Annotated in this window: 22 protein-coding genes; 13 read left to right on the plus strand and 9 right to left on the minus strand. The window is 66.7% G+C overall.

Annotated elements, in window-relative coordinates:
- Positions 1-42 precede the first annotated feature (42 nt).
- A complete protein-coding gene (locus ASC83_RS19315) occupies positions 43-792 on the minus strand; it encodes an SDR family NAD(P)-dependent oxidoreductase (protein ID WP_056066587.1) in 750 nt (249 codons plus the stop codon).
- 241 nt (positions 793-1,033) lie between these two features.
- On the opposite strand from ASC83_RS19315, the gene gspF reads away from it, so the two are divergent.
- The 3 genes from gspF (at position 1,034) to ASC83_RS19330 (ending at position 3,807) form a co-directional block, all read left to right on the plus strand.
- Positions 1,034-2,266, plus strand: coding sequence for a type II secretion system inner membrane protein GspF (gspF, locus tag ASC83_RS19320; RefSeq protein ID WP_056066415.1), 1,233 nt, complete (start codon positions 1,034-1,036; stop codon positions 2,264-2,266).
- A gap of 4 nt (positions 2,267-2,270) precedes the next feature.
- Positions 2,271-3,197 (plus strand): 5'-nucleotidase, encoded by a 927-nt coding sequence (locus ASC83_RS19325; RefSeq protein WP_056066418.1) that lies wholly within the window; start codon positions 2,271-2,273, stop codon positions 3,195-3,197.
- Between the two features lie 202 nt (positions 3,198-3,399).
- Positions 3,400-3,807, plus strand: a complete 408-nt coding sequence (locus tag ASC83_RS19330) for an EF-hand domain-containing protein (protein WP_056066421.1) — start codon at positions 3,400-3,402, stop codon at positions 3,805-3,807.
- Between the two features lie 288 nt (positions 3,808-4,095).
- Here the strand turns inward: ASC83_RS19330 and ASC83_RS19335 are convergent, their stop codons facing one another.
- The 3 genes from ASC83_RS19335 to ASC83_RS19345 form a co-directional block, all read right to left on the minus strand.
- On the minus strand, positions 4,096-4,527 hold the full coding sequence (locus ASC83_RS19335) for a hypothetical protein (RefSeq protein ID WP_056066424.1): 432 nt from the start codon (positions 4,525-4,527) through the stop codon (positions 4,096-4,098).
- 485 nt (positions 4,528-5,012) lie between these two features.
- Entirely contained in the window at positions 5,013-5,510 is a 498-nt protein-coding gene (locus ASC83_RS19340; protein WP_056066426.1) for a DUF1854 domain-containing protein, read from the minus strand.
- Positions 5,511-5,531: 21 nt separating this feature from the next.
- Entirely contained in the window at positions 5,532-7,838 is a 2,307-nt protein-coding gene (locus tag ASC83_RS19345; protein WP_056066430.1) for an ABC transporter ATP-binding protein, read from the minus strand.
- A 237-nt stretch (positions 7,839-8,075) separates the two neighbouring features.
- Here ASC83_RS19345 and cphA (ASC83_RS19350) point away from each other — a divergent pair, with 237 nt between their 5' ends.
- The 3 genes from cphA (ASC83_RS19350) to ASC83_RS19360 all read left to right on the plus strand — a co-directional run bounded on the left by cphA (ASC83_RS19350) (position 8,076) and on the right by ASC83_RS19360 (position 13,455).
- Entirely contained in the window at positions 8,076-10,283 is a 2,208-nt protein-coding gene (gene cphA, locus ASC83_RS19350; protein ID WP_056066434.1) for a cyanophycin synthetase, read from the plus strand.
- Between the two features lie 98 nt (positions 10,284-10,381).
- Positions 10,382-12,961: a cyanophycin synthetase gene (cphA, locus tag ASC83_RS19355; protein ID WP_056066437.1), complete on the plus strand. Its 2,580-nt coding sequence runs from the start codon at positions 10,382-10,384 to the stop codon at positions 12,959-12,961.
- On the plus strand, positions 12,958-13,455 hold the full coding sequence (locus tag ASC83_RS19360) for a CreA family protein (RefSeq protein WP_056066440.1): 498 nt from the start codon (positions 12,958-12,960) through the stop codon (positions 13,453-13,455). Before cphA (ASC83_RS19355) ends, ASC83_RS19360 begins: the two co-directional genes overlap by 4 nt.
- 124 nt (positions 13,456-13,579) lie before the next feature.
- Here ASC83_RS19360 and ASC83_RS19365 read toward each other — a convergent pair whose 3' ends face one another.
- The 3 genes from ASC83_RS19365 to ASC83_RS19375 all read right to left on the minus strand — a co-directional run bounded on the left by ASC83_RS19365 (position 13,580) and on the right by ASC83_RS19375 (position 17,423).
- Entirely contained in the window at positions 13,580-14,227 is a 648-nt protein-coding gene (locus ASC83_RS19365) for a DsbA family oxidoreductase (protein ID WP_056066442.1), read from the minus strand.
- Between the two features lie 524 nt (positions 14,228-14,751).
- Positions 14,752-16,260 (minus strand): AMP-binding protein, encoded by a 1,509-nt coding sequence (locus ASC83_RS19370; protein WP_056066445.1) that lies wholly within the window; start codon positions 16,258-16,260, stop codon positions 14,752-14,754.
- Positions 16,257-17,423, minus strand: coding sequence for an acetyl-CoA acetyltransferase (locus tag ASC83_RS19375; protein ID WP_056066590.1), 1,167 nt, complete (start codon positions 17,421-17,423; stop codon positions 16,257-16,259). Before ASC83_RS19375 ends, ASC83_RS19370 begins: the two co-directional genes overlap by 4 nt.
- Before the next feature lie 263 nt (positions 17,424-17,686).
- Here ASC83_RS19375 and ASC83_RS19380 point away from each other — a divergent pair, with 263 nt between their 5' ends.
- The 3 genes from ASC83_RS19380 to ASC83_RS19390 all read left to right on the plus strand — a co-directional run bounded on the left by ASC83_RS19380 (position 17,687) and on the right by ASC83_RS19390 (position 21,076).
- Entirely contained in the window at positions 17,687-18,661 is a 975-nt protein-coding gene (locus ASC83_RS19380) for a YcjF family protein (protein ID WP_056066450.1), read from the plus strand.
- A gap of 203 nt (positions 18,662-18,864) precedes the next feature.
- The gene (locus ASC83_RS19385) at positions 18,865-20,208 is read left to right on the plus strand and encodes an SPOR domain-containing protein (RefSeq protein WP_056066452.1); all 1,344 of its coding nucleotides are present in this window, start codon (positions 18,865-18,867) and stop codon (positions 20,206-20,208) included.
- A 115-nt stretch (positions 20,209-20,323) separates the two neighbouring features.
- Complete coding sequence (locus tag ASC83_RS19390; protein WP_056066454.1) at positions 20,324-21,076, plus strand: SGNH/GDSL hydrolase family protein; 753 nt, start codon at positions 20,324-20,326, stop codon at positions 21,074-21,076.
- Between the two features lie 6 nt (positions 21,077-21,082).
- Here ASC83_RS19390 and ASC83_RS19395 read toward each other — a convergent pair whose 3' ends face one another.
- Positions 21,083-21,868 (minus strand): alpha/beta fold hydrolase, encoded by a 786-nt coding sequence (locus ASC83_RS19395; RefSeq protein WP_056066592.1) that lies wholly within the window; start codon positions 21,866-21,868, stop codon positions 21,083-21,085.
- A 1-nt stretch (position 21,869) separates the two neighbouring features.
- Positions 21,870-22,874 carry a M14 family zinc carboxypeptidase gene (locus ASC83_RS19400; protein ID WP_056066459.1) on the minus strand — a complete coding sequence of 335 codons (1,005 nt, stop codon included), beginning with the start codon at positions 22,872-22,874 and terminating at the stop codon, positions 21,870-21,872.
- A 188-nt stretch (positions 22,875-23,062) separates the two neighbouring features.
- On the opposite strand from ASC83_RS19400, the gene ASC83_RS24460 reads away from it, so the two are divergent.
- From ASC83_RS24460 to ASC83_RS19410, 4 genes are all read left to right on the plus strand, one after another.
- Complete coding sequence (locus ASC83_RS24460) at positions 23,063-23,194, plus strand: hypothetical protein (RefSeq protein WP_255342784.1); 132 nt, start codon at positions 23,063-23,065, stop codon at positions 23,192-23,194.
- On the plus strand, positions 23,169-23,327 hold the full coding sequence (locus tag ASC83_RS24185) for a hypothetical protein (protein WP_172727655.1): 159 nt from the start codon (positions 23,169-23,171) through the stop codon (positions 23,325-23,327). The genes ASC83_RS24460 and ASC83_RS24185 overlap by 26 nt, the downstream gene beginning before the upstream one ends.
- A 10-nt stretch (positions 23,328-23,337) precedes the next feature.
- Complete coding sequence (locus ASC83_RS19405) at positions 23,338-23,979, plus strand: hemolysin III family protein (protein ID WP_056066462.1); 642 nt, start codon at positions 23,338-23,340, stop codon at positions 23,977-23,979.
- Between the two features lie 207 nt (positions 23,980-24,186).
- Positions 24,187-24,663, plus strand: coding sequence for an HU family DNA-binding protein (locus ASC83_RS19410; RefSeq protein WP_056066465.1), 477 nt, complete (start codon positions 24,187-24,189; stop codon positions 24,661-24,663).
- Positions 24,664-24,678 lie beyond the last annotated feature (15 nt).

Below are 24,678 nucleotides of genomic sequence, written 5' to 3' on the forward strand. Positions count from 1 at the left end.
CACCTGGGCAGCCGGGGGGCGCCTGGGCGCCGCTCTCATTCTTCAGCGCGCCAGGTAGCCGCCATCCACGGGGTAGTACGCCCCGGTCACAAACGACGCCTTGCTGGACGCGAGCCAGGTCACCAGCTCGGCCACCTCCTCGGGCTGCCCCAGGCGGCCGATGGGGTGGGCGCCAACCAGCATGGCGTTGATGCCGGCGTCCTGCTCCAACCCGCTGATCATGGGCGTGTGGATGAAAGCAGGGCCCACGGCATTGACGCGCACGCCGTGCGCGCTGTATTCGATGGCCGCAGCCTTGGTCAGCCCCACCACGCCGTGCTTGGCCGCCGTATAGGCGGGCGCCGTGGCAAAGCCCACCGAACCCAGGATAGACGCCATGTTGATGATGGCGCCGCCACCGTTCTTCAGCATCGCGGCGATCTGGTACTTCATGCCGTAGAACACGCCCGACAGGTTGATGTTGATGACCTGCGCCCAGCCGTCCAGCGGGTAGTCGGCCGTAGGCGCCTGCGGGCCGCCGATGCCCGCGTTATTACAGGCCACGTCCAGGCGGCCGTAGTGGGCGACGGTGCGCTGCACCAGCGCCTCGCAGTCCTCGGGCTTGCCCACGTCGGCCGCCACAAAGATCGCATCGCCCCCGGCTGCGCGCACCAGCGCGGCGGTTTCCTCGCCCGCCTGCACATTCACATCCGACACCACCACCTTGGCACCTTCACGCGCCCACACCAGCGCAATGGCGCGACCGATGCCCGACGATGCGCCCGTTACCAATGCCACCTTGTTCTTCAGCATGAAAGACCCCTTGTTCGTTCCAAACGCCTGCAACCTGATGCCACAGATCAACTTTCATTCTGCGCGTGCCATGCGTCAGCGCCTTGACCTGTGTCATGCCCCGGGCATGGAAGCAGGGTGGAGGCATTGGGCCTTGGGTAGCGGCTACCATCAGGGGCTGCCGAGCCTGCGGCGGACATCCGTCCGTTGCAGGACTGCCTGATTTCCACGCTGACGCCCCACCACCCACGCCCGCATTTGCATGCCTGCTTTTTCCTTTGAAGCCCTGGACGCCCAGGGCCAGACCCGCAAAGGCCTCCTGGAGGCTGACACCGCCAAGGCCGCACGCAGCCTGCTGCGGGCCCAGGCGCTGGTACCGCTGGCGGTGGAGCTGGTGCAGACGGGCCAGTCGCTGGACGGCCGGTCCGCCAGCCTGGGCCAGCGCCTGTTCACCCGGCCGGTGTTCAGCGCGACGGGGCTGGCCATCTGGACACGGCAGATCGCCGGGCTGGTGTCGTCCGGCCTGCCTCTGGAACGTGCACTCACAGCGCTGTCCGAAGAAGCCGACGATGAACGCCAGCGCCACCTGGTCGCCGCCCTGCGCGCCGAGGTCAATGCGGGCGCCACCTTTGCCCGCGCACTTTCGCAGCACCCGCGCGAGTTCTCTGACATCTACTGCGCCGTCATCGGTGCGGGCGAGCACAGCGGCAACCTGGGCCTGGTGCTGGAGCGCCTGGCCGACGACCTGGAAGAGCGCCAGGCGCTCAAGGCCAAGCTGGTGGGCGCTGCGCTGTACCCGGCCATCGTGACCCTGGTGGCCATCGTGATCGTGTTGTTCCTGGTGGGCTATGTGGTGCCGCAGGTGGCCAGCGTGTTTGCAGGCACCAAGCGGGCGTTGCCGTTCCTGACAGTGGCCATGCTGGGCCTCAGCGCCTTTGTGCGCAGCTATGGCTGGGTGATGTTGATTGCTTTTATTTTGATAGCGATTGGGACAAGATGGGCGCTCACCATCGGCCATATTCGCGAGAAATTTGATGCCGCCTGGCTCAATCTGCCCCTGGTGGGCAAACTGGCGCGCGGCTACAACGCAGCACGGTTTGCCGGCACGCTGGCCATGCTGGCAGGCGCCGGGGTGCCGATCCTGAAGGCCTTGCAGGCGGCTGCTGAAACGCTGAACAACCGCGCGCTGCGGGCCGACGCGCTCGACGCCCTGGTTCTGGTGCGCGAGGGTGCCCCGCTGGCCTCGGCCCTGGCCCAAAAGAAACGCTTTCCGGGCCTGCTGTCGATGTTTGCACGCCTGGGCGAACAGACCGGACAACTGCCCGTGATGCTGCAGCGCGCGGCCCGCCAGCTCTCGGCAGAGGTCCAGCGCCGCGCCATGGCCCTGGCTACGATCCTGGAGCCGCTGCTCATCGTGGGCATGGGCCTAATCGTGATGCTGATCGTGCTGGCCGTGCTGCTGCCGATCATCCAGCTCAACCAGTTTGTAAAGTGACCTTATGGCCGTGACGCTCGACGACAAGCTGGTAGTCGCCATCTCCTCGCGCGCGCTGTTCAATTTTGAGGAAGAGAACCGCGTCTTCGAAAAGGACAACGACCGCGCCTACGTGGACATGCAGCGCCAGCGGCTCGACGTACCTGCTGCGCCGGGCGTGGCGTTTTCACTGGTGCGCAAGCTGCTCGCGTTCAATACCTCCGAGCACCAGCGCGTGGAGGTGGTGCTGCTGTCGCGCAATGACCCGGTGAGCGGCATGCGCGTGTTTCGCTCGTGCCATGCCCATGGGCTGCCCACCATCCAGCGCGGTGTGTTCACGCAAGGGCGCGACCCGTTTCGCTATCTGCGGCCACTGGGTGCGCACCTTTTCCTGTCCGCCAACGAGGCGGACGTGCGCGAGGCCTTGCACCTGGGCTACCCCGCCGCGCGGGTGGTGACGGAGTCGGTGCAGGCGGGCGACTCCAACCCCAACGAGGTGCGGATTGCCTTTGACGGCGACGCCGTGTTGTTCTCCGATGAGGCCGAGCGCGTGTACCAGGCGGAGGGGCTGGCCGCCTTCCAGCAGCACGAGACCGACAAGGCCGCACAGCCCCTGCCCGACGGCCCGTTCAAACCCCTGCTGGCCGCCTTGCACCGCCTGCAGTCTGCGGGCGAGGCCGGTGGCACCGGCATGCGCATCCGCACCGCGCTCGTCACCGCCCGCAGCGCCCCCGCGCACGAGCGCGCCATCCGCACCCTGATGGACTGGAAAATTGCAGTGGACGAAGCCATGTTCCTGGGCGGCCTGCCCAAGGGCGAATTTCTGCGCGAGTTCGAACCCGATTTCTTCTTTGACGACCAGACTGGTCACGTCACATCGGCAGCGCGCCATGTGCCTGCGGGCCATGTGAACAGTGGTATCTCGAATCCGGTGCGGGCCGCAGGGAACTGACCCGCAGGAGCCTCGGCTGCAGGCTGGCGCGCTGTGCCACCCTGCACCCAGCCGTTGGGAAAAGTTCTGCAAAGACTTGCAACGCCCGGTGAAAGCCTGCAAAGCCCCGGTTGCAAACCACCGCCCTCGCCCCCCATGTGCCACCATGGCCGTTGAGACTTCGAAGGAGAACACTTTGCGCATTCGCACATCCCTAGCGTTCATGGGGTTGCAAAGGCCGGTACTGGCGACGGTGGCCCTGTTGGCAGCCTGTGCAGCACTGGCACAAACGCCCCCACCAGCACCGGCCCCTCCAGCGGAGACACACGCCGCCACAGAGCCCGCAGCGGCAGTAAGCCCCGGCGAGCTGAAGGCCCAACGTGAATTCAAGATGCTGGACTTCAACGGGGACGGCAAGCTCAGCCGCTCTGAGGTGAAGCTGTTCCCGCGCCTGGCGGCGGCCTTTGACGAGGCCGACACGGATGGCGATGGCTTTGTGTCATATGCCGAAGTCCGTGCCTTCGCCGCCAAGTACCGCGCCGAGCGTGATCGCCAGCGAGCAGCGGCACAAGCGGCTGCGACGTCGGCGGCACCGGCTGCGCCGCCCCCTGCGCCAGAAACCCGTCCGTGAGGAACGCTGATTGCACTTTGCCAAGCGGCAAAGCCCAAAAAATCAGTCCAATCGACTTGGAGCGCTAGTGCAATATGCGCTACAAGCTATCTATTTGATAGCAAAAAAATACCTGACGCATCGAGACAGTACCCACAGCTTCCGTGCGCACGGCACCGTGCACCCACCGCATGCAGCGCCTGTACGTCACAGTTTGCTGCTGCGCAGTGGCTTCGCTGCACTGCACCGGGCTCGCCAAAGCACGCAATGGGCCGCCTTCAGGGCAGGCAGCCCGGCAGCGCCAGCTGCTCAGACGCCACCGGTGCGCTTGACCTTGGGGTCGGTGTAGGTCAGCGGCTCGTTCTTGGCCTGCTGGGCCAGTCGCTCCTGCAAGGTCATCTTGTTGACGTCCTGCGCTACCTCTACCGCGCTGCCGCTGGCGCGCCACATCGACTGGATGAACTCCAGCAGTTGTTTGTAGATCGGCTCTTTGGGAGGCTCCGGCGGCTCTTCGACAGTGTCTTTCTTTTTTACCGCCGTCCAGTCCCGGTTGGGCGCATCGGGCGCCGAGGGTTTGTCCGGCTCGCGCACGATCGCCCCCTCACCCATCCGGTCCATGGACTCGACAGGGTTGGGAGCGTTGATGGGACGCACCGGAGGCGCACCCGAGGCGCCAGTGGAATACAAATCAGCGCCCTGAGGACGCCAGGACGGCGATCGATCGACAGGTGGCATTTGCATGACATTGGCCCGTAGTTGAACAAAAGGTACAGAGGGTCTTTCGGCCTCTTCGTACATTCATTACGGCAAAAAGAAGGGTGAATTTAGGTCTTTTTCACCGATTGAACGAAATTTAGGGTTTTCCCTAGTAAAAAGCCAGCTTTTTGGGACGGTTCGGCGTCAGGCAAGGACCATGAAGGTGCCAAACAGTGCCCCGAATGGGCCGAATCGGCCGAAGAGCGCGCTGGGCGCACGCCGAATGTCGCAACAGCACCACGCCGTCAGAAGGCGGGGCGCCCGCAGGTCATCACCCGCTGCAGGGGAACAGGCAGAGAAGTAGGCGGCTCGGGCCGTGCGCAAGGAATGCGCAAGAGGCGGGCTCCGCCGGCCCCACATTCCCGACAGAGCATGTTGACGGTCTTGCAGAGGAGCGCAGACAGGCCCCTACGACTGGCAGGACAAGGTCCGAGCCCAGGACGGAGCCGGCTCGACTCCGCCTTACAAGGTCAAAGAAAGCGTTCGAGCAAGCGGCGCGAATGCTTGTCCAGCGCCGTGGTGTCCTTCACACGGAACTGCAAGCCGTCGCCCCCGGCAATCAGCAGCCGGGTGCGCCCGCCCAGGCGGCGGATGTCTTCTTCGGCCTTGAGCACCAGGCGGGCAGGCCCCCGGTCGGTCTCCACATCCCAGGTGCTAGGGGTCGAGAAACTAGAAACAGCGAGGATTTTCTGGATAGTGGGCACAAACTCGCGCACCTCCAGCTCTTCATCAATGAGCTGCCGGGCGGCGCCCGTCACGGCCTCCAGCCGGGGAACCCACAGCAGCTCATGACCGTCGGCGCCCACCAGGGACAGCCCCTCGCCCGGCGCGGCGATGGGAAAAGCACGCACGGGAGTCACGCCCTCATGGGCCGTGTCATCGGCCAGGGTCAGGACGAGGCGGCCGTGCGGGTTGCGCGTGAGCTGGAAAGCGAGGGTGGACGACGATGGGGTCAGGGAAGCATTCATGGCAGGGTCGCTCACAGCGTCTCAGGGGTTGCCGGCGGGGTGGGCCGGGTGCAGCAGGCTGCTGTCGATGATCACGCCCGCCGCCTGCGCGTCTTCTTCGGCGCGGCGGGCCTGGGCTTCGTACAGCCGCCAGTAGGCGCCCTGCTTTTCCATCAATTCATCGTGCGGGCCCACTTCCACCACCTCGCCGCGGTCCATGACCACCAGGCGGTCGGCTTTGCGCAGGGTGGACAGGCGGTGGGCAATGGCGATCGTCGTACGGCCTTGCACTAGGTTATCGAGCGCCTTCTGGATTTCCTTTTCGGTCTCGGTGTCCACCGCCGAGGTGGCCTCGTCCAGGATCAGGATGCGCGGATCGATCAGCAGAGCGCGCGCAATGCTGATGCGCTGACGCTCGCCGCCCGACAGGCCCTGGCCGCGCTCGCCCACCAGCGAGTCGTAGCCGTGCGGCAGGCGCAGGATGAATTCATGCGCATGGGCAGCGCGGGCGGCGGCCACGATTTCCTCGCGCGTCGCTTCGGGCTTGCCGTAGGCGATGTTCTCCGCGATGGTGCCAAAGAACAGGAAAGGCTCCTGCAGCACCAGGCCGATGTGGCGGCGGTAGTCGGCCACCGCAAAGCGTCGGATGTCGATGCCATCGACCTGGATGGACCCGTCGCTCACGTCGTAAAAACGGCTGATCAGGTTGACCAGCGTGCTCTTGCCCGAGCCACTGTGGCCCACCAGACCGATCATCTCGCCGGGGCGGATGTCCAGATCCAGCCCCTTGATGACCGCGCGGCTGCCGTAACGGAAGCCCACGCCCTGCATGCTGATGGCGCCTTGCACCTTGTCCACCTTGACGGGTTGGGCAGGGTCGGGCACGTTGCTCACGTGGTCCAGGATGTCGAAGATGCGCTTGGCGCCTGCGGCGGCCTTCTGGGTGACCGAAACGATGCGGCTCATCGAATCCAGCCGCCCGTAAAACCGCCCGATGTAGGCGATGAAGGCGGTGAGCACACCCACCGTGATCTGGTTGCGCGACACCAGCCAGATACCAAACGCCCAGACCACCAGCAGCCCGATTTCGGTCAGCAGCGACACCGTGGGGGTGAACAGGCTCCAGGTCTTGTTGAGCTTGTCGTTCACCTCCAGGTTGTGCTGGTTGGCATCGCGAAAGCGCTGGGCCTCGCGCTTTTCCTGGGCGAAGGCCTTGACCACGCGGATGCCGGGGATGGTGTCGGCCAGCACATTGGTCACCTCGGACCACACACGGTCGATCTTTTCAAACCCGGTGCGCAGGCGGTCGCGCACGGTATGGATCATCCAGCCAATGAAGGGCAGCGGCACCAGCGTGACCAACGCGAGCCACGGGTTGATGGAGAACAGGATCGCCGCCGTCATCACGATCATCAGTACATCGGTGATGAAGTCGAGCGCGTGCAGCGACAGGAACACGTTGATGCGGTCGGTCTCCGACCCGATGCGCGCCATCAGGTCGCCGGTGCGCTTGCCCCCAAAGTAGTCGAGCGACAGGCGCAGCAGGTGCTCGTACGTGGTGGTGCGCAGGTCGGCGCCGATGCGCTCGGACACCAGCGCCAGGATGTAGGTGCGCGCCCAGCTCAGGCCCCAGGCGGCCAGCGCCGACAGCAGCAGGCCGCTCAGGTACAGCAGCACCAGGCCAGGTTCGATCTGTTTGCCGTTCTGGAACGGAATCAGGATGTCATCCATCAGCGGGATGGTGAGGTAGGGCGGCACCAGGGTCGCTGCGGTGGACGCCAGCGTCAGGGCAAAACCGGCCGCCAGCTGTTTGCGATAGGGCCGCGCAAAACGCCACAGGCGCAGCAGCACCCAGGTGGAGGTCTGGGGTGGCTGGGCACGGGCGCAAGCCGGGCACTCTTCGGTGTCGGGCGGCAGCGGCGTATGGCAGGTGGGGCAAGCGGGCTCGTCGGCTTCGTCCTCGGCACCGCTGTCGCCCCGGGCGCTTTGCTGCTCAAAACGCTGCACCAGGCGCAGCGCCTGCGCATGGTGCGCCAGGGTAAAGCGCCACTGGGCCAGGCGCTCCTGGGGGTTGTGCAGCTCGAGCGAGCCCACTCCGCCATGGTCATGCAGCTTGAGCGTCAGCCCTTCACCCAGGGGCCAGCTGCGCCAGGTCGTGGTACCAGGGTCGCAGGCCAGCAGCCGTTCGGAGGTCACCACCACCCACCCCGCCGCAAAGCGCAGTGTGGCGCTCAGGTCAACCGGCAAAGCCGCCAACACGTTCTCTTTGGAAGCGAGCATGACCCGCAAATCGGCCCCCACAGGGCCAGAAAAGACACCCGAGGCGTCCACAGAATGGTGATGTTGCATTTTTGGTTGGGTTTTCCGCCACCGGCTGCCTGCGGTGGCCGCTCTCGCGAAAGCAAGAATTCTCACCGATACTGCACGCCACGGTGCGACGGCATCCTCCTGTAACGTCTGTGGCGGCCTTTTGGCTGACACTGCGCACAGGCCCTGGACTGGCGCACAATCATCGTCCACAAAATTCCCTTTCGTCCCCCTACCGCACAGCCCTTACCAAGGCCGGAACCACAACCGCTGCAATCCATGGCGAAACTCAACGACATCCAACTGCTTCGCATCAACTACCTGCGGGGCCCCAATATCTGGACCTACCGGCCGGTCCTGGAAGTCTGGCTGGACCTGGGCGAGCTGGAGGACTACCCCTCCAACACCATCCCCGGCTTCAATGACCGCCTCACGGCCTGGCTGCCAGCGCTGATCGAGCACCACTGCGGCGTGGGCGAGCGCGGCGGCTTCCTGCAGCGCCTGCAGGAAGGCACCTGGTGCGGCCATGTGCTGGAGCACATCGTGATCGAGCTGCTCAATCTGGCAGGCATGCCCACCGGCTTCGGCCAGACGCGCAGCACCAGCCAGCGCGGCGTGTACCGCATGGTGTTCCGCGCCCGCGACGAAAGCGTGGCCCGCGTGGCACTGGCCCAGGGCCATGCACTGATCATGGCGGCCATCAACGACCAGCCTTTTGATGTGCAGGCCGCCGTGGCGCGCGTGCGCACCGAGGTGGACGACCAGTACCTCGGCCCCAGCACCGCCTGCATCGTCACCGCCGCCACCGACCGGGGCATTCCCCACATCCGCCTGAATGACGGCAACCTGGTGCAACTGGGCTATGGCGCCCGCCAGCGCCGCATCTGGACCGCTGAGACCGAGTACACCAGCGCGATTGCTGAAGGCATTGCCAGCGACAAGGATCTGACCAAGGGCCTGCTCAAGTCCTGCGGCGTGCCCATCCCCGAAGGCCAGGTCGTCAACAGCCCCGAGGAAGCCTGGGAGGCCGCGCAAGACATCGGCCTGCCCGTGGTGGTCAAGCCCTCCGACGGCAACCACGGCCGGGGCGTGACGCTGGACCTGCGCAAGCAGGAAGACATCGAAGCGGCCTACCACGTGGCCTACCCCGAGGGCAGCGACGTGATGGTGGAGCGCTTCATCCCTGGCGACGAGCACCGCCTGCTGGTGGTGGGCGGCAAGGTGGTTGCCGCAGCACGCGGCGAGCTGGTCACCATCACCGGCAACGGCCGCTCCACCGTCAAGGAACTCATCGACACCCAGCTCAACTCCGACCCGCGCCGGGGTTACGAAGAAGAGTACCCGCTCGAAATCATCGACCTGGCCACCGACACCAAGGTGCAACTGGAACTCAAGCGCCAGGATCTTGAAGCCGACTCGGTGCCCGCCGCTGGCCGCCAAGTGGTGGTGCAGCGCAATGGCAACGTGGCCGTGGACTGCACGGACGACGTGCACCCTGAAGTGGCGTACATCGCCCAGCTTGCCGCCAAGGTGGTGGGCCTGGACATCGCAGGCATCGACATGGTGGCCCGCGATATTTCCAAGCCCCTGCACACTCAGGGCGGCGCGATTGTCGAAGTCAACGCAGGCCCCGGCCTGCTCATGCACCTGAAACCCGCCGTGGGTGCGCCGCGCCCTGTGGGCCAGGCAATTGCCGAGCACCTGTTCCCCTCCGACGCCGATGACGAAGGTCAGGCCGGTCGCATTCCACTGGTGGGCGTGGCCGGCACACGCAGCACATCGACCATCTCGCGCGTGGTGGCCTGGCTGCTGCACCTGAGCGGGCACCACACCGGCCTGGCCTGCCGCGAAGGGCTGTTTCTGGATCGTCGCTGCGTGGAGGCCACCGACTGCGCCCACTGGGAAGCCGCCCACCGCCTGCTGATGAACAAGATGGTGCAGGCCGCCGTGATCGAAAGCGACGCCCGCACCATCCTGCGAGACGGCCTGGCGTATGACCGCTGCCAGGTGGGCGTGGTGACCGACATGGACGGCGTGGAAACGCTGGCCGAATTCGATGTGCACGAACAGGACCAGATGACCAAGGTGATGCGCACCCAGGTGGACGTGGTGCTGGCCGAAGGCGCTGCGGTGCTCAATGCCGCCATCGCCCAGGTGGCCGACCTGGCCCCCCTGTCCGACGGCGACGTGGTGCTGTATGCGCAGGACGGCACGCTGCCCGTCATCGCCGAACACCGCGCCAAGGACAACGGCCGCGCCGTCTTCGTGAAGAACGGCCGCGTGGTGCTGGCCACGGGCAGCGCCGAGCATGTGCTGGGCACCCTGTCTGATCTGACTTTTGGCCGCAATGCCGTGGTGCCAGACACCGACGCCCTGCTGGCCGCCATCGGCACGGCCTGGGCGCTGGACATTGCCCCCGACCTGATCGGCGCAGGCATCAAGACCTTCGAGCCCGAACTGGTCCCCACCGCCGCCCTGCGGTCGTGATGGCCTCTCGTGCATTTGCCTTTGTTTGTTGTTTGACCCCACATCCCACGACCTGAACAGGGCCCCAGCGCTCTGATGGACCACTGAAAGAGACTTCCATGGATGTAACCCGCACCCGGGCCCTGCGCGGCCCCAACCTCTGGAGCCGCCACATGGCCATCGAGGCCGTGGTGACCTGCGCCGAGAACGAGCGCGCCGTGGGCCAGATGGCCGGATTCGAAGCCCGCCTGCGAGCCCTGTTCCCCGCCATCGGCGCACTGCACCCGGAAACCGGTGGCGGCGATGTGTCGCTGGCCCACGTGCTGCAGACCGCAGCACTGGCGCTGCAGGCGCAGGCCGGCTGCCCCGTGACCTTTGCGCGCACCACGGCCACCAGTGATGTCGGTGTGTACCAAGTGGTTGTCGAATACAGCGAAGAAGCCGTGGGCCGCAAGGCGTTTGAAGACGCACAGCAACTCATCCAGGCCGCGCTGGGCAACGGCACCTTCGATGCCGAAAAGGCCGTCGCCGACCTGCGCGAGCTGGACGAAGACGAGCGCCTGGGCCCCAGCACGGGCTCCATCGTCGAGGCCGCCGTAGCCCGGGGCATCCCCTACCGCCGCCTCACGCGCGGCAGCCTGGTGCAGTTTGGCTGGGGTTCCAAGCAGCGCCGCATTCAGGCAGCCGAAGTCGATTCAACCAGCGCCGTGGCCGAATCCATCGGCCAGGACAAGGACCTGACCAAGCGCCTGCTGCACGCCGCTGGCGTGCCTGTCCCGCTGGGCAAGCCGGTGGAGACTGTGGACGAAGCCTGGGAGGTCGCCCTCAAGGTCGGCCTGCCCGTGGTGGTCAAGCCGCAAGACGGCAACCAGGGCAAGGGCGTCACCGTCAACATCACCGACCGCGCACAGCTTGAAGAGGCCTACAAGAACGCCGCCGACTACGGCACCGTGATGGTCGAGCGCTTCTTGCCCGGCCACGATTTCCGCCTGCTGGTGGTGGGCGACCAGCTGGTGGCCGCCGCCCGCCGCGAGCCGCCCCAGGTGCTGGGCGATGGCGAGCACACCGTGCGCCAGCTGGTGGACGTGGTCAACCAGGACCCCCGCCGTGGCGAAGGCCATGCCACCTCGCTGACCAAGATCCGCCTCGATGACATCGCCGTGGCCCGCCTGGCCATGCAGGGCCTGACGCCCGACTCGGTGCCCGAGAAAGGCCAGCGCGTCATCTTGCGCAACAACGCCAACCTGTCCACCGGCGGTACCGCCACCGATGTGACTGACGACGTGCACCCCGAGGTTGCGGCCCGCGCCGTGGCCGCCGCCCAGATGGTGGGCCTGCATATCTGCGGTGTGGACATGGTGGCCGAGACCGTGCTGCGCCCCCTTGAAGAACAAGGTGGCGGCTTTGTGGAAGTGAACGCCGCCCCCGGCCTGCGCATGCATCTGGCCCCCAGCTACGGCAAGCCCCGCAACGTGGGCCAGGCCATGGTGGACAAACTGTTTGCCCATGGCGACGACGGCCGCATCCCTACCGTGGCCGTGACCGGCACCAACGGCAAGACCACCACCGCCCGCCTGATTGCGCACCTGTTCACGGCCCAGGGCCTGCGCGTGGGCATGACCAACACCGACGGCGTGTACGTGAACGGTCGCCAGATCGACAGCGGCGACTGCAGCGGCCCCAAGAGCGCCCGCAACGTGCTGCTGCACCCCGAGGTGGACGCCGCCGTGTTCGAGACCGCCCGTGGCGGCATCTTGCGCGAAGGCCTGGGCTTTGACCGCTGCCAGGTGGCCGTGGTCACCAACATTGGCGCGGGCGACCACCTGGGCCTGAACTACATCACCACGGTGGAAGACCTGGCCGTGCTCAAGCGCGTGATCGTGCAGAACGTGGCCCCCACGGGCTACGCGGTGCTCAACGCCGCTGACCCCATCGTGGCGGCCATGGCTTCGGCCTGCCCCGGCAAGGTGATCTACTTTGCGAGCGACCGCCACCACCCCGTGATGGTCACGCACCGCGCCCAGGGACACCGCACCGTCTACGTGGATGGTGACTCCATCGTCGCCTCCGAAGGCTCGTGGCGCGAAACCATCCACCTGCGCGACGTGCCCATCACGCGCAACGGCAAGATCGGCTTCCAGGTCGAGAACGTCATGGCCTCCGTGGCTGCCGCCTGGGGCGTGGGCATGCCCTGGCAGACCATCCGCCGCGGCCTGTCGGGCTTTGTGAACGACAGCGACAACGCCCCCGGCCGCTTCAACATCATGGACTACCGGGGTGCGACGGTGATCGCCGACTACGGCCACAACCCCGACGCCATGCGCGCCCTGGTGCAGGCCGTGGACGCCCTGCCCGGCAAGCGCCGCAGCGTGGTCATCAGCGGTGCGGGCGACCGGCGCGACGAAGACATCCGCGAGCAGACCGTGATCCTGGGCGCCGCGTTTGACGACGTGATCCTGTACCAGGACGCTGCCCAGCGCGGCCGCGCCGACGGCGAAGTGATGGCCCTGCTGCGCGAAGGCCTGGCTGGCGCGCCGCGCACCACGCATGTGGAAGAGATCCGTGGCGAGTTCATCGCCATTGACACCGCCCTGGAACGCCTGCAACCCGGCGACCTGTGCCTGGTGCTGGTGGACCAGGTCGAAGAAGCGCTGGCCCACCTGGCCCAGCGCTGCACCGAAGGCGAGACCGCGGCATGACCGCTGCGCGCACGTTGGCAACTGCCGCCGTTGTGGCGCTTGCCGCCCTCGCGGGCGGCACAGTGCAGGCCGCATCGGGCGAAAAGATCGGCACCGTGGACACCGCGTTCCAGTGGATCGGCCGCGACCACGACATCATCGTCGAGGCCTATGACGACCCGGGCGTACGGGGCGTCACCTGCTACGTCTCGCGGGCACGCATCGGTGGTGTCAAGGGCACGCTGGGCCTGGCCGAAGACCGCGCCGAGGCCTCCATTGCCTGCCGCCAGGTCGGCCCCATCAGCATTCCCGAGCCACTGAAGAAACAGGAGGAAGTGTTCAGCGAACGCATGTCCATTCTGTTCAAGCGCCTGCGCATCGTGCGCATGGTGGACCCGGCCCGCAACACGCTGGTGTACCTGACCTACTCTGAAAAGCTCATCGACGGCTCCCCCCAGAACAGCGTGACCGCCGTTCCCGTGGACCGCGCCACCGCCATCCCGCTGCGCAAGTGACGGTAGCCCGGTGTGGCCGGGGCATCGCTCAGACATCAAAAAAGGGGCTCCAGGCCCCTTTTTTGATCGTAGATGCCAGTAGCGCTAGTGCAATATACCTGAGCAGCTATCAAATAAATAGCATCTAGCCCTGAGCGGCAATCTGCCGCAGCGCCTGCTCAAACACCTCCACCGGCTGCCCACCCTGGATCAGGTGGCGCTCGTTGACGATGATCGCGGGCACCGAATGGATGCCGTTTTGCAGATAGAACTGCTCGCGCTCGCGCACCTCGTCGGCGTAGCGGTCTGAGGCGAGCAGCGCACGCGCCTCGGCCACATCAAGCCCTACCTCCCCCGCCACGCGCACCAGCACCTCGTGGTTGCTCGGGTCCTGCCCGTCGGTGAAATACGCCGTGAACAGCGCCTTCTTCAGCGCGGGCTGCACGCCCTTCTCTTCGGCCCAGTGCAGCAGCCGGTGCGCATCAAAGGTGTTGTAGATGCGGCTGCGCTTGTCCATGCTGAAGGTAAACCCCAGCGCCGCGCCGCGCGCCGCGATGGCCTCGCGGTTCTTCTGGCTCTGCTCGGGCGTGGCGCCGTATTTTTCTTGCAGGTGCTCGCCAATGTCCTGGCCCGCAGGACCCATCTGCGGGTTCAGCTCGAACGGCTGAAAGTGCAGGTCCAACGCGACCTCGCCCTGCAGCCGGTCCGCCGCCTGCTCCAGCGCCTTGAGGCCGATGATGCACCAGGGGCAGGAGACATCGGAGACGAAATCGATCTTGAGGGTGGTGGTCATGGGAGGGGTGTACTGATGAGAGATGGCGAATAGTAGGACGGGTTTGAAAACCGCGATTGTGATGGGTGTACCGGAAACTCATACTCGCCTGGACGAGCGCGCTCTTGAGTCCTTCAAGGCCTTGTCGGCATAGCTATCGGCAAGCTGTCGCATGAGCTGCTTGACCCAATCTACGCCGAACATCCGGGCTAGATGCCGACAGGAATGCGGTATTGAGGCACGCAGCCCCGCCCGCCACTTTTCGCCACGGGTGCAACCCACGCGTCGATACCTCTACCTACCTATGAAAGTGAGGAGCGCAGGACCTAGCAGAAAGGCTCCAAGCAGCAAGATGACTGGCACGCCAACAGCAAACCAGATCATCAGCCTCGACTCCCTCTTGAAATGATGGTTGACGCTCTTGCTCTTGTCAGAGGAGCTTCCTTCTTCGTTGGAATGATTCGGGTGATTCATGAAGTGCTTTCGCAGTGAATCTTATGACTGCTATCGGCCAAAGCCAATCGGCCCAGCAAGCCGTCACTTGCTCACATACGCCGCAACTCCGTCTTCAACACCTTCCCATAGCTGTTCTTCGGCAACGCCTCCACCCACCGGTATTCCTTCGGCCGCTTGAACCGCGCAATATGCTCCAGGCACAGCGCATCCAGCACGGCATCGGCCACCGCACCGCCCTCCCCCGCGACCAGGAAGGCGACCACCACCTCGCCCCATTCCGTATCGCGCTGGCCGACCACGGCGACCTCGCGCACCTGGGGGTGGAGCAGCAGCACCTCTTCGACCTCGCGCGGGTAGATGTTGCTGCCGCCGGAGATGATCACGTCCTTGGACCGGTCCTTGAGCGTGAGAAAGCCATCGGCATCCAGCGCGCCCATATCGCCGGTGTAGAGCCAGCCATCGCGCAACGTCTGCGCCGTGGCGGTGGGGTTGTTCCAGTAGCCGGGCATCACGGTGTCGCCGCGCACCACCACCTCGCCGGTCTCGCCGGTGGGCACGGGCTCACCCATGGCATCGACCACACGCACTTCCACCAGCGACTGCGCCACGCCCACCGACACCATGCGCTCGGCCCAGCGCGGGTGGTCGCGGTCGGCCAGTTGGGCGCGCGACAGGGCGGTGATGGTCATGGGGCTTTCGCCCTGGCCGTAGATCTGTGCAAAGCGGTTGCCCATCACGGCCAGAGCGTTGCGCAGGTCGTCGGCGTACATGGGGCCGCCGCCGTAGACGATGGTCTTGAAGCCTGAGACGTCGGCACCCGTGGCACGCACATGGTCCACCAGGCGGTGCACCATGGTGGGCGCTGCAAACAGCGTGAGCTGGCCCACGCTGGCCGCGAGCTGCACCAGTTCGGCCGGCTCGAACCCGCCCGACAGCGGCACCACATGCCGCTCGCCGCGCAGCACCTGGGCGTAGTTGTAAAGCCCCGCGCCGTGCGACATGGGTGCGGCATAGACCATGGCGTCGCCGGGCAGGATGTCGTCCACATCGGTGAAGTAGCAGGCCGTCATGGCCAGCAGGTTGCGGTGGGTCTGCATCACACCCTTGGGTCGGCCGGTGGTTCCCGAGGTGTAGAACAGCGAGGCCACGTCATGCGGCGCGCGGTCGCATACGTCCATGGGCGTGTGGGCGACTGCGGCGCGGTATGCGTCGGAGCCAAAGACCAGCACCGCGTCCTGCGGCGCCCCGGCCTCGCGCACGGCGGGTGCCAGCGCTTCAGAGGTCAGCACCACACGCGCGCCAGAGTCGGCCAGCACGTAGGCGAGTTCTTTGGCATGCAGCTTGTAGTTGACCGGCACCGAAACGGCCCCCGCCCACAGGATGGCGTGCAGGGCCTCCAGGTATTCGGGCGCATTGGCGGCGTAGATGGCCACGCGGTCGCCCGGGGCCACGCCACAGCGTGTGCGCAGATGGGCGGCCAGCGCAGCGGCGCGGGCGGCCAGCGTGCCGTAGCTCCACAGCACCTGGTCGCCATGCAGCAGCGCGGGCTGGTGGGCGTGCAGCAAGGCGCTGCGGCGCAGCAGGTGGGCGATGTTCATCGGGCGCGCTCCAGAATGCTCACGTAGTTGGCCACGGCCGAGCCGCCCATGTTGAACACGCCCGCCAGGGTGGCACCCGGCACCTGCAGGTCACCCGCCTCGCCCATGAGCTGCATGGCCGACACCACATGCATCGACACGCCCGTGGCGCCGATCGGGTGGCCCTTGGCCTTGAGCCCGCCCGAGGCGTTGACGGGCAGGCGGCCGTTGCGCAGCACGGTGCCGTCTTCCAGCAGGCGGTGGCCCTGGCCTGCGGGCGCCAGGCCCATGGCCTCGTACGTGAGCAGCTCGGCGATGGTGAAGCAGTCGTGCACCTCGGCCAGCGACAGGTCGTGCACCGCGCACCCTGCCTGCTGCAGCGCCTGCTGCCAGGCGCGCCGGGGCCCTTCAAAGTCCACCACGCGGCGGCGCGCCATGGGCAGGTAGTCGTTGACCTGCACCCGCGCCCGCAGGCGCACGGCGCGGGGAAAGTCGCCCACCGCATCATCGGCCGCCAGGATGATGGCTGCGGCACCGTCGGACACCAGCGAGCAGTCCGTCTTGCGCAGGGGCGCGGCAATCATCGGGTTGCGGTCGGACACGGTGTTGCAGAACTCAAAGCCCAGGTCCTTGCGCATGTGGGCCCAGGGGTTGAGCGCGCCGTTGGCGTGGTTCTTGGCGGCGATGCGTGCCAGGGTGGCCGAATGGTCGCCATGCGCGGCAAAGTAGTCCTGCGCGATGGAGGCAAAAATGCCCGGAAAGCCACCGGGCGGACTGCCCGCCTCGCCGGAGTAGCCGCAGTCGCCCAGGATGCGCGTGGTCTCAGCGCCAGAAACAGCGGTCATCTTTTCAGCGCCGATGACGAGGGCAACCCGGGAGCGGCCGGCTTCGATCGCGTCACACGCGGCATAGAGGGCCGCCGAGCCCGACGCGCAGGCGTTCTCCAGCCGTGTGGCGGGCTTCCACCGCAGGGCGTCGTCGCACTGCAGGGCCAGCGACGAGGCAAACACATCGGGCGTGAAGCCGCCGTTGAGGTTGCCCAGCCACACGCCATCCACCGCTGTGCCGTCGATGCCCGCGTGCTGCAGGGCCTCGCGGCCCGCGCGGGTGATGAGGTCTTCCAGGCCCATGCCGTCCAGCCGTCCAAACGGCAAATGCGCCCAACCCACGATCGCTGCACCCATGTCCATCCTCCGTTGATGTGCGCCAAGACGGCGCGATGGCAAGCACTGTAGGCAAGCGATGGCCCTCCGCACAGTCGCCGAACTACCCAAGGGAAAACCCGAAGTGCTGGCGCCCCGCACAGCCCGCGCCATCAATCCCCCACACGTTGTGGCGTTGAAACCGCATTGCCTAGACTGCACCTGAGAACCTGTTCACAAGCCACCGCACAACACACTGCAAGCAATGTGCAACCCCTCCCACCCCTTTTTTCCGCACGACGACCATGACCCTGGACCAGCAAAAATCCATCCTCACCATCGCCCTTCTGGCAGCGTTTGCCGACGGCAACAAGGACGATGCCGAACGCGAAGAGATCCGCCGCATTGCCCAGTCGCTCGCGGGCGACGGGGGCGTGGCCGACCTGCCGCGCATCTACCAGGACGTACTGCTGCAGCGCACCAGCGTGCAGGCCGCCGTGCAGGGTCTGAGCGAGCCCATGCACCGCCAGCTGGCCTACGAGATGGCTGTGTGCGTGTGCGATGTGGACGGCCGCCAGACCGCAGCGGAGCGCGAGTTTCTGACCCGCCTCAAGGCGGCCCTGCAGCTGGGCGACCCGCAGACGGCAGCGTTTGACCAGCAAGCCGATGCGCTGGTGGACGTGGCCGAAAAGGCCGTGCCGATGGCGGTGCCGGTGGCCACTGCTGCGGCAGCGCCTCTGGCCGTAGCAGTCGGTGCAGGTGCCTCAGACGCAGAGCTGGACAAATCCATACTGAACTATGCGCTGCTCAATGGCGCGCTGGAGCTGCTGCCGCAGTCATGGGCGTCGATGGCCATCATCCCTCTGCAGGTGAAGATGGTCTACGGCATTGGCAAGGCGCACGGGGTGGAGCTGGACCAGGGCCACATCAAGGAGTTCATCGCCGCTGCCGGCGTGGGCATGACGTCGCAGTATCTGGAGCAATTTGGTCGCAAGCTGCTGGGCGGCCTGTTGGGCAAGGTGGCGGGCCGCACCATCGGCGGGCTGGGCGGCGCTGCCACAGGCATGGCGTTTTCGTTTGCCACCACCTACGCGCTGGGGCAGGTGGCCAAGCGCTATTACGCCGGTGGCCGGGTCATGAGCACGGCCATGCTGCGCGAGACCTTTCAGGGCCTGCTCACGCCCGCCAAGCAGCTGCAGACGCAGTACTTGCCACAAATTCAACAGAAGGCAGCGACGCTGGACGCGGGCCAGATCATGGCCCTGGTACGGGGCAAATAGCGAACGCTATTTAATTGATAGCTGCTTGCGCATATTCGACTAGCGCTTGCAGCCGATTTGACTCAAAACCCGTCCCACAGGCACGTAGTGGCCTGCTCGGACGCACCGCAGCGCGCCACCACGCTGCGCGCACCCGTTGCCGCGGCGCAGCACCTTGCGATTCGGCAGGCAACACACCGCCCGGTGCATGACAGAATCCGACCATGCTCGACCACACGGATCCTGTCGCCTCCATCATCCCGGCCATGTCGCTCGATTCGCCGTCCGACAATGCCATGGCGGCCATGTCGCGGCTGGCCCTGGGGCCAGTGAGCACGGACTATTACCTGAAGGTGTTCGAGCGCTTCGACGACACGGGCCGCACGACCACCACCTGGAACTGGGCCGCCTGCCTGTGCACCCTGAACTGGATGCTGTTTCGCCAGCTGTGGGGCGCCGCGCTGGTCTATGTGGCGGCAGCCGAGGGGCTGGCACTGATCGTGTTTGGCGTGGGCCGTTCGTTTTTGCACTGGCCCGTGGGCATCGAACTCGGGGTGCTGGGCGCCTTTGCGGTGCTGGCCTTTGCCGTGCCGGGGCTGTACGGCAACGCCATCCTGTACGCCGACATCCGCAAGCGCATTGCGCGCGCGCTGGCCGCGTCGCGCACCGTGCCGGAAGCCTGCGCGCTGCTCGAAAAGCAGGCCAGCTCGCGCAAGCGGCTGCAGGTGCTGGTGCTGGCAAACGTGGTGCTGGGCCTGGCCGCACTGATCGCCTACCTGGCGCTGTCGCCGTCGGACGTGAAGCCCCTGGCGCTCGAACCCGCCGTCACGGTGGCGCAGGCCACGGCAGCGGCCCATGCGGCATCTGCCACCAAGCCCGTGGGTGCCTTGCCGGTGCCGGAGGCCGAAGGGGCACCCACACCGCCAACGCCAGCCCCTGAAGTGGCAACAGAACCACCGCCAGCGCCCACACCCGCGCCGCAGGCTGCTGCTGCAGCAGCAGCCCCCAAGCCTGCGCTTGCGCCTGCACCTGTGGCGTCGGCACCTTTGGCTGTCGCGCCCGCTCCTGCCGCCACTGCCGTTCAAAAATCGGCCGAGCCCCCAGCTCCAGCACTGTCCGCATCGGCCACGGCCGCCCCCCCAGCCGCCAAAGCGTCCACACCCAAGCCAGCCACGCCAGCCGCATCGACCCGCGCACCGACGCCTGCGGCCAGCGCCACCGCTACCGCCCCTGCACGCCGTGATGCCGCCAGCCGCGCAGCAGCCCCCACCAAGCCCAAGGCACCGGCGGCAGCAGCGTCCTCCACCGCCGACACCGCGCTGCCCACGGTGGGCTCTGCCCCGGGCTACTACATCAACGTGGGCCTGTTCGCCGAAGAAGCCAACGCCCGCAAGACGCAGGCGCGCTTGCTCAACGAAGGCCTGCCCGCGTTTCGCCAGGAGCTGAACAATTCCAAGGGACGCCGCATCCGCGTGCGGGTGGGGCCTTACGCCACCCGCGCCCAGGCCGATGCCGCGGCCGAGGCGATCCGGGCGATGGCGCTGGACGCCGTCGTCTTCAAGCAGTAGCACCCCCTGGACGCGGGGCGTAGCACTGTCCTACGCGCGCGAATGCCCGACGCCGACGCAGGGTCGCCGAGTCTGCAGGTACGCTGAGCCCAGAGCAACTTTGGGCGCATGCACCATGACGCGAAAGACCTCCCCGCACCACAACGCCACCCGCCGGTGGGCCACCCTGGCCGCGGTGGCTGCGGGCGCACTGCTGCTGACGGGCTGTGCCCCTTGGCGCATGTGGACGGCCGCCGACCTGGCCCGCGACGCGCGCCCCTACACCGCTCAGCCCCCGCAGCCGACGCGGCGTGTGCTGGTGGTGGGAGACAGCACCGCCGTGGGCACGGGTGCCAGCACCGCAGCAGACAGCCTGCCGGGGCGCATCGGCCAGGACCATCCCCAATGGCGCATCGACAACCTGGCGGCCAACGGCGCCAAATTTGGCGATGTGGTGCAGCAACTGGAGCGCGCTGGCGGCGACTACGACCTGGTGCTGGTGCTGGCAGGAGGCAACGATGTGATCCGCTTCACGTCTGAAGACACGCTGCGCGACCACGTACAGCAGGCCGTGGCGCTCGCGCGCCGCAAGGGGCAGCAGGTGGTGCTGATGCCTTGTGGCAACGTGGGCCACGCGCCCTTTTTTGTGCCGCCCCTGTCATGGGCCATGTCGCGCCGGTCCGAGGCGCTGCATGCCCTGGCGCGGGAGGCAGCCAGCGCGCAGCAGGTGCACTACGTGCGCTTGCTCAAGCCGCGCGACCAGGACCCGTTCGTGACCCGCAGCCAGGAACTGAACGCCGCCGACGGCCTGCACCCCAGCAGCGCGGGCTATGCGGAGTGGTACCGCGAGCTGGTGGCACACGGTGCGTTAAACAGCCTCACGCCGTAGCCCCCGTTACCCGTCCGTTGACTCGCTACGGGACAGCCACTGCAGCACGGCATCGATGACCCACTTCGGGTCATCCAGCGGCAGGTCGTGTCCCGCCCACGGATGCGACTGCAGCGGCAGCCCCCAGGCCTGCGCAATGGCCTGCGAGCATTGGCGGGACACCAGGTGGTCCTTCTCGCTGCCCAGCAGCAGCACACGGTCCACGGGTGCGGCTGCCGGCGCGCGATACCGCGCGGCCGCCATCAGCTGGCGCAGGGCATTGTGGGCCGACACCGGCCGTTGCCTGCGCACAGCAGTCCACTGCGCCAACACGCCGGTAGCAGCGGATGGCGCGCTGCGGCTGGTGATCTGCCACACCACCTGCTCGGCGGCCTCCGCAGATCGCCACCGCCAGGCCAGCCGCAGCAGCGGTGCGATGTTGTGCAGCTGCAGGCGGTGCCAGAACGGGCTGAACGGCCGTAGGCTGGTGTTGATGAGCACGCACCCCGCCACCTCGTGAGGCGCCACGCGCGCCCATTCGGTGGCCACCATCGCCCCCAGCGACATGGCCAGCAAGTGGTAGGGCGGCGCCACGGCACGCTGCGCCAGCTTTGCACGGCAGGCTTGCACCATGCCTTGTACCGACAAGGGTGATGTCAGATGGTGGAACTGGCCGTTGCCCGGCAGGTCCAGCGCCAGCACGTCGTCGCCCGGCACCGCTTGCGCAAAGCGCTCGCCAAAGGCGCCCCAGTGCGCGGCCTCGCGCGTCAGACCGCGCAGCAAGATCCATTGGCGTGGTGGGCGCACTGGCATCTCAGTACCACGCAGCCAGGGCATCTGCCCGGCGCTGCGCACGCTGATCGGGCGCTGGCACCCAGCGTGCATGGCTGCAGGCCGCGCGCGACAGAAAGTCCAGCAGCGAGAGGTGCCGCCGCAGCACCCGCTGCTGGCGGTGGTTGATGAGCGGATTGAAGATGCCGTTGCGCGAGAACAGCTGGCGCGGGTTCTTCTTGATCCACAGCCAAGAGCCCATCTCCAGCGTGAGCGGCAAGAAGGTGTGTGCGGGCACATCGCGGCAGGCCTGCAGGTACAGGTGGTCCCACAGGTCGCCATGGGCCAGGTACTGCGCGCTTTGCGGCTCGATGATGTACTGGTGGTTGCTGTGCGCCTGCAGAAAGATGTCTTGCAGCGCATGCAGCTCGGCCAGGTGCGGAATGGGCCGGCGGGTGTGGGCAAACGGGAACCACAGCCGGTCCTTGACCCCAAAGCCCGAGTGGCAGTCCAGCGCAATGCTGAAGGGCCGCGCCAGCAGCTGCTGCGCCACCACGTCGCACAGCGCCTGGCTCTCGGCCTCCATGGGCTCGCCCAGCCTGCCCCGGTACCAGGGCAGGCCCGCGCTCACGCGCTGCCCGCCAATGCCCCAGGGCACCGGGTCCACCGCGTCGACGGGCGCATTGCGCATCAGGTCCACCCCGCGCGGATTGGCGCGCGTGGCAGACCACATGCCGCCGGGGTTGACGATGGGCATGAAGACCAGGCGCACACGCTCCAGCTGCTGGTGCAAGGTGGTGTCCCACTGCAGCCGCATGACCACGTTTTGCAGGTAGGCAATGACCACCTCGGCACCAATGCGCTCCAGCCCATGCACGCCGCCAAAGAATCCGACGGCGGGCACGTCCAGCGCCGGGTTGCCCAACCCAATGGCATAGATGGGAAATTGCGTGCCCGATGCCACAGACACCTGCTGGACGACCTGCACCTGCAGATGGGTCGCCCCCAGGTTCAGGATTTTTTCCAGCGCCGCAAGCTCGGGCAGCATGTTCAATGGGTGGGGGTAAGTCGGTGTGTGGAGCACGCCAGAGCGCGTGCCAGGCAGTGAGGATAGCGCCCGGGGCCCAGCACGAACAGCGCTGCGGCCAACCTGTGGGGTTTGCGCGAACCGACGCGAAACCGTCACACAAGGGCGCTACCTTGCCTGCAGTCACCACCCTTTGGAAGAGGCGCAACATGCTCTGGAAATTGTTCGGACTGCAGCGGCTGCTCGATGAGCTGTTCGATGAACGCGGGTGGCTGAGCCTGGACCTGCCCCGCACCACCGGCTGGGACCACGATGATGTACCCGCCATCGCGCAAGACTGAGGCCTACCGCTGGGCCATGGGCTGGGCGATGCTGGCCTGTGCACTGGCCTGGGGCGTGGTGGAGTTCCTGGCCCTGCAGCGCGCGCGCTGGCAGCTGTGGCGCGAGCGGCTGCACACGCCTGCCCATCACTAGCAAGATCGCCATGAGCGACCGGCCGCAGGACCTGCACGAAGAGGTGGCCAACAGTGCGCTGCACGGTGCTGCGCTGGTGGGCGCCTGCCTTGCCGTGCCACAACTGCTGCAATCAGCCCCCGCCGCGCATCCCGCAGCCATAGGGGGTGTGCTGGTGTTTATAGCCACCATGGCGCTGCTGTATGGCGCGTCCACCCTGTACCACGCGCTGCCGCCGGGGCGGGCCAAGCAATGGGCGCTGCGGCTGGACCATGCGGCGATCCACCTGTTCATTGCGGGCAGCTTCACCCCGTTTGCGTTGAGTGCGCCGGGCCACACGCACCATGTCACCGCCCTGGCCCTCGTCTGGCTCGCGGCCCTTGCGGGCTGCTGGCTGCAGCTGCGCACAAGGCGCACGGCGCCCTGGCTGTCCACGGCCTTGTATGTGGCGATGGGCTGGGTGGCGCTGCTGGCGGCCTTGCCCCTGATGGCCCATGTGCCCGCCGTGAGTGCGGCCTGGCTGGTCATCGGCGGGGCCGCGTACACGGCCGGTGTGGTGTTTTTTGTGATGGACGCCGTAGTGCGCTACGCCCACGCCGTGTGGCATGGCTGTGTCATCGCAGGCACAGGCTGTCATGTGATCGCGGTGCTGGGCCTGCAGACGGCAGCTTAGCCACGCAGACAACAAGGGGGCGCAAAGCGCGCTCCTGCACCGACCTCGCTGGCCCTGCGCAAGCAGTTGGCACCGCACCCATGCGACGGCTGCAAACACCTGCGGCACGCAGGCCCTATCGCGTCTGGCGTTATCGCACCTAAAATCACGCAGGTCCTCGCCCGCAGAGGCAGGGCCCATCGTCATTCCAATCAACGAAAAAACATCATGGCAACTGCAAAGAAAACTCCCGCTCCCGCAAAGAAGGTGGCCGTCAAGGCCGCAGCACCCGCCGCCAAGAAGGCAGCACCTGCAGCCAAAAAGGCGGCTCCAGCCGCCAAGAAAGCAGCCGCTCCCGCCGCCAAGCCCGTGGCCGCTGCTGCCGCCCTGAAGCCCATCAAGGCTGCTTTCAACAAGACCACGCTGGTCGCCCATCTGGCCGAACAGTCGGGTGTGGAGCCCAAGGCTGCCAAGGCCGTGCTGGCTGCGCTGGAAGCCGCCATCCTGGGCTCGGTGCACAAGAAGGGCTCTGGCGAGTTCACGCTGCCTGGCGTACTCAAGATCGGCCTGCAGCAAGTGCCTGCCAAGAAAAAGCGTTTTGGCAAGGACCCGTTCACGGGTGAAGAGCGCTGGTTCCCCGCCAAGCCCGCCTCGGTCAAGATCAAGACCCGCGCCCTGAAGAAGCTCAAGGACGCAACCGCCTGATGCACCCAGCGCCGC

The organism is Acidovorax sp. Root402, from assembly GCF_001425125.1.
Classification (GTDB): Bacteria; Pseudomonadota; Gammaproteobacteria; order Burkholderiales; family Burkholderiaceae_C; genus Acidovorax; species Acidovorax delafieldii.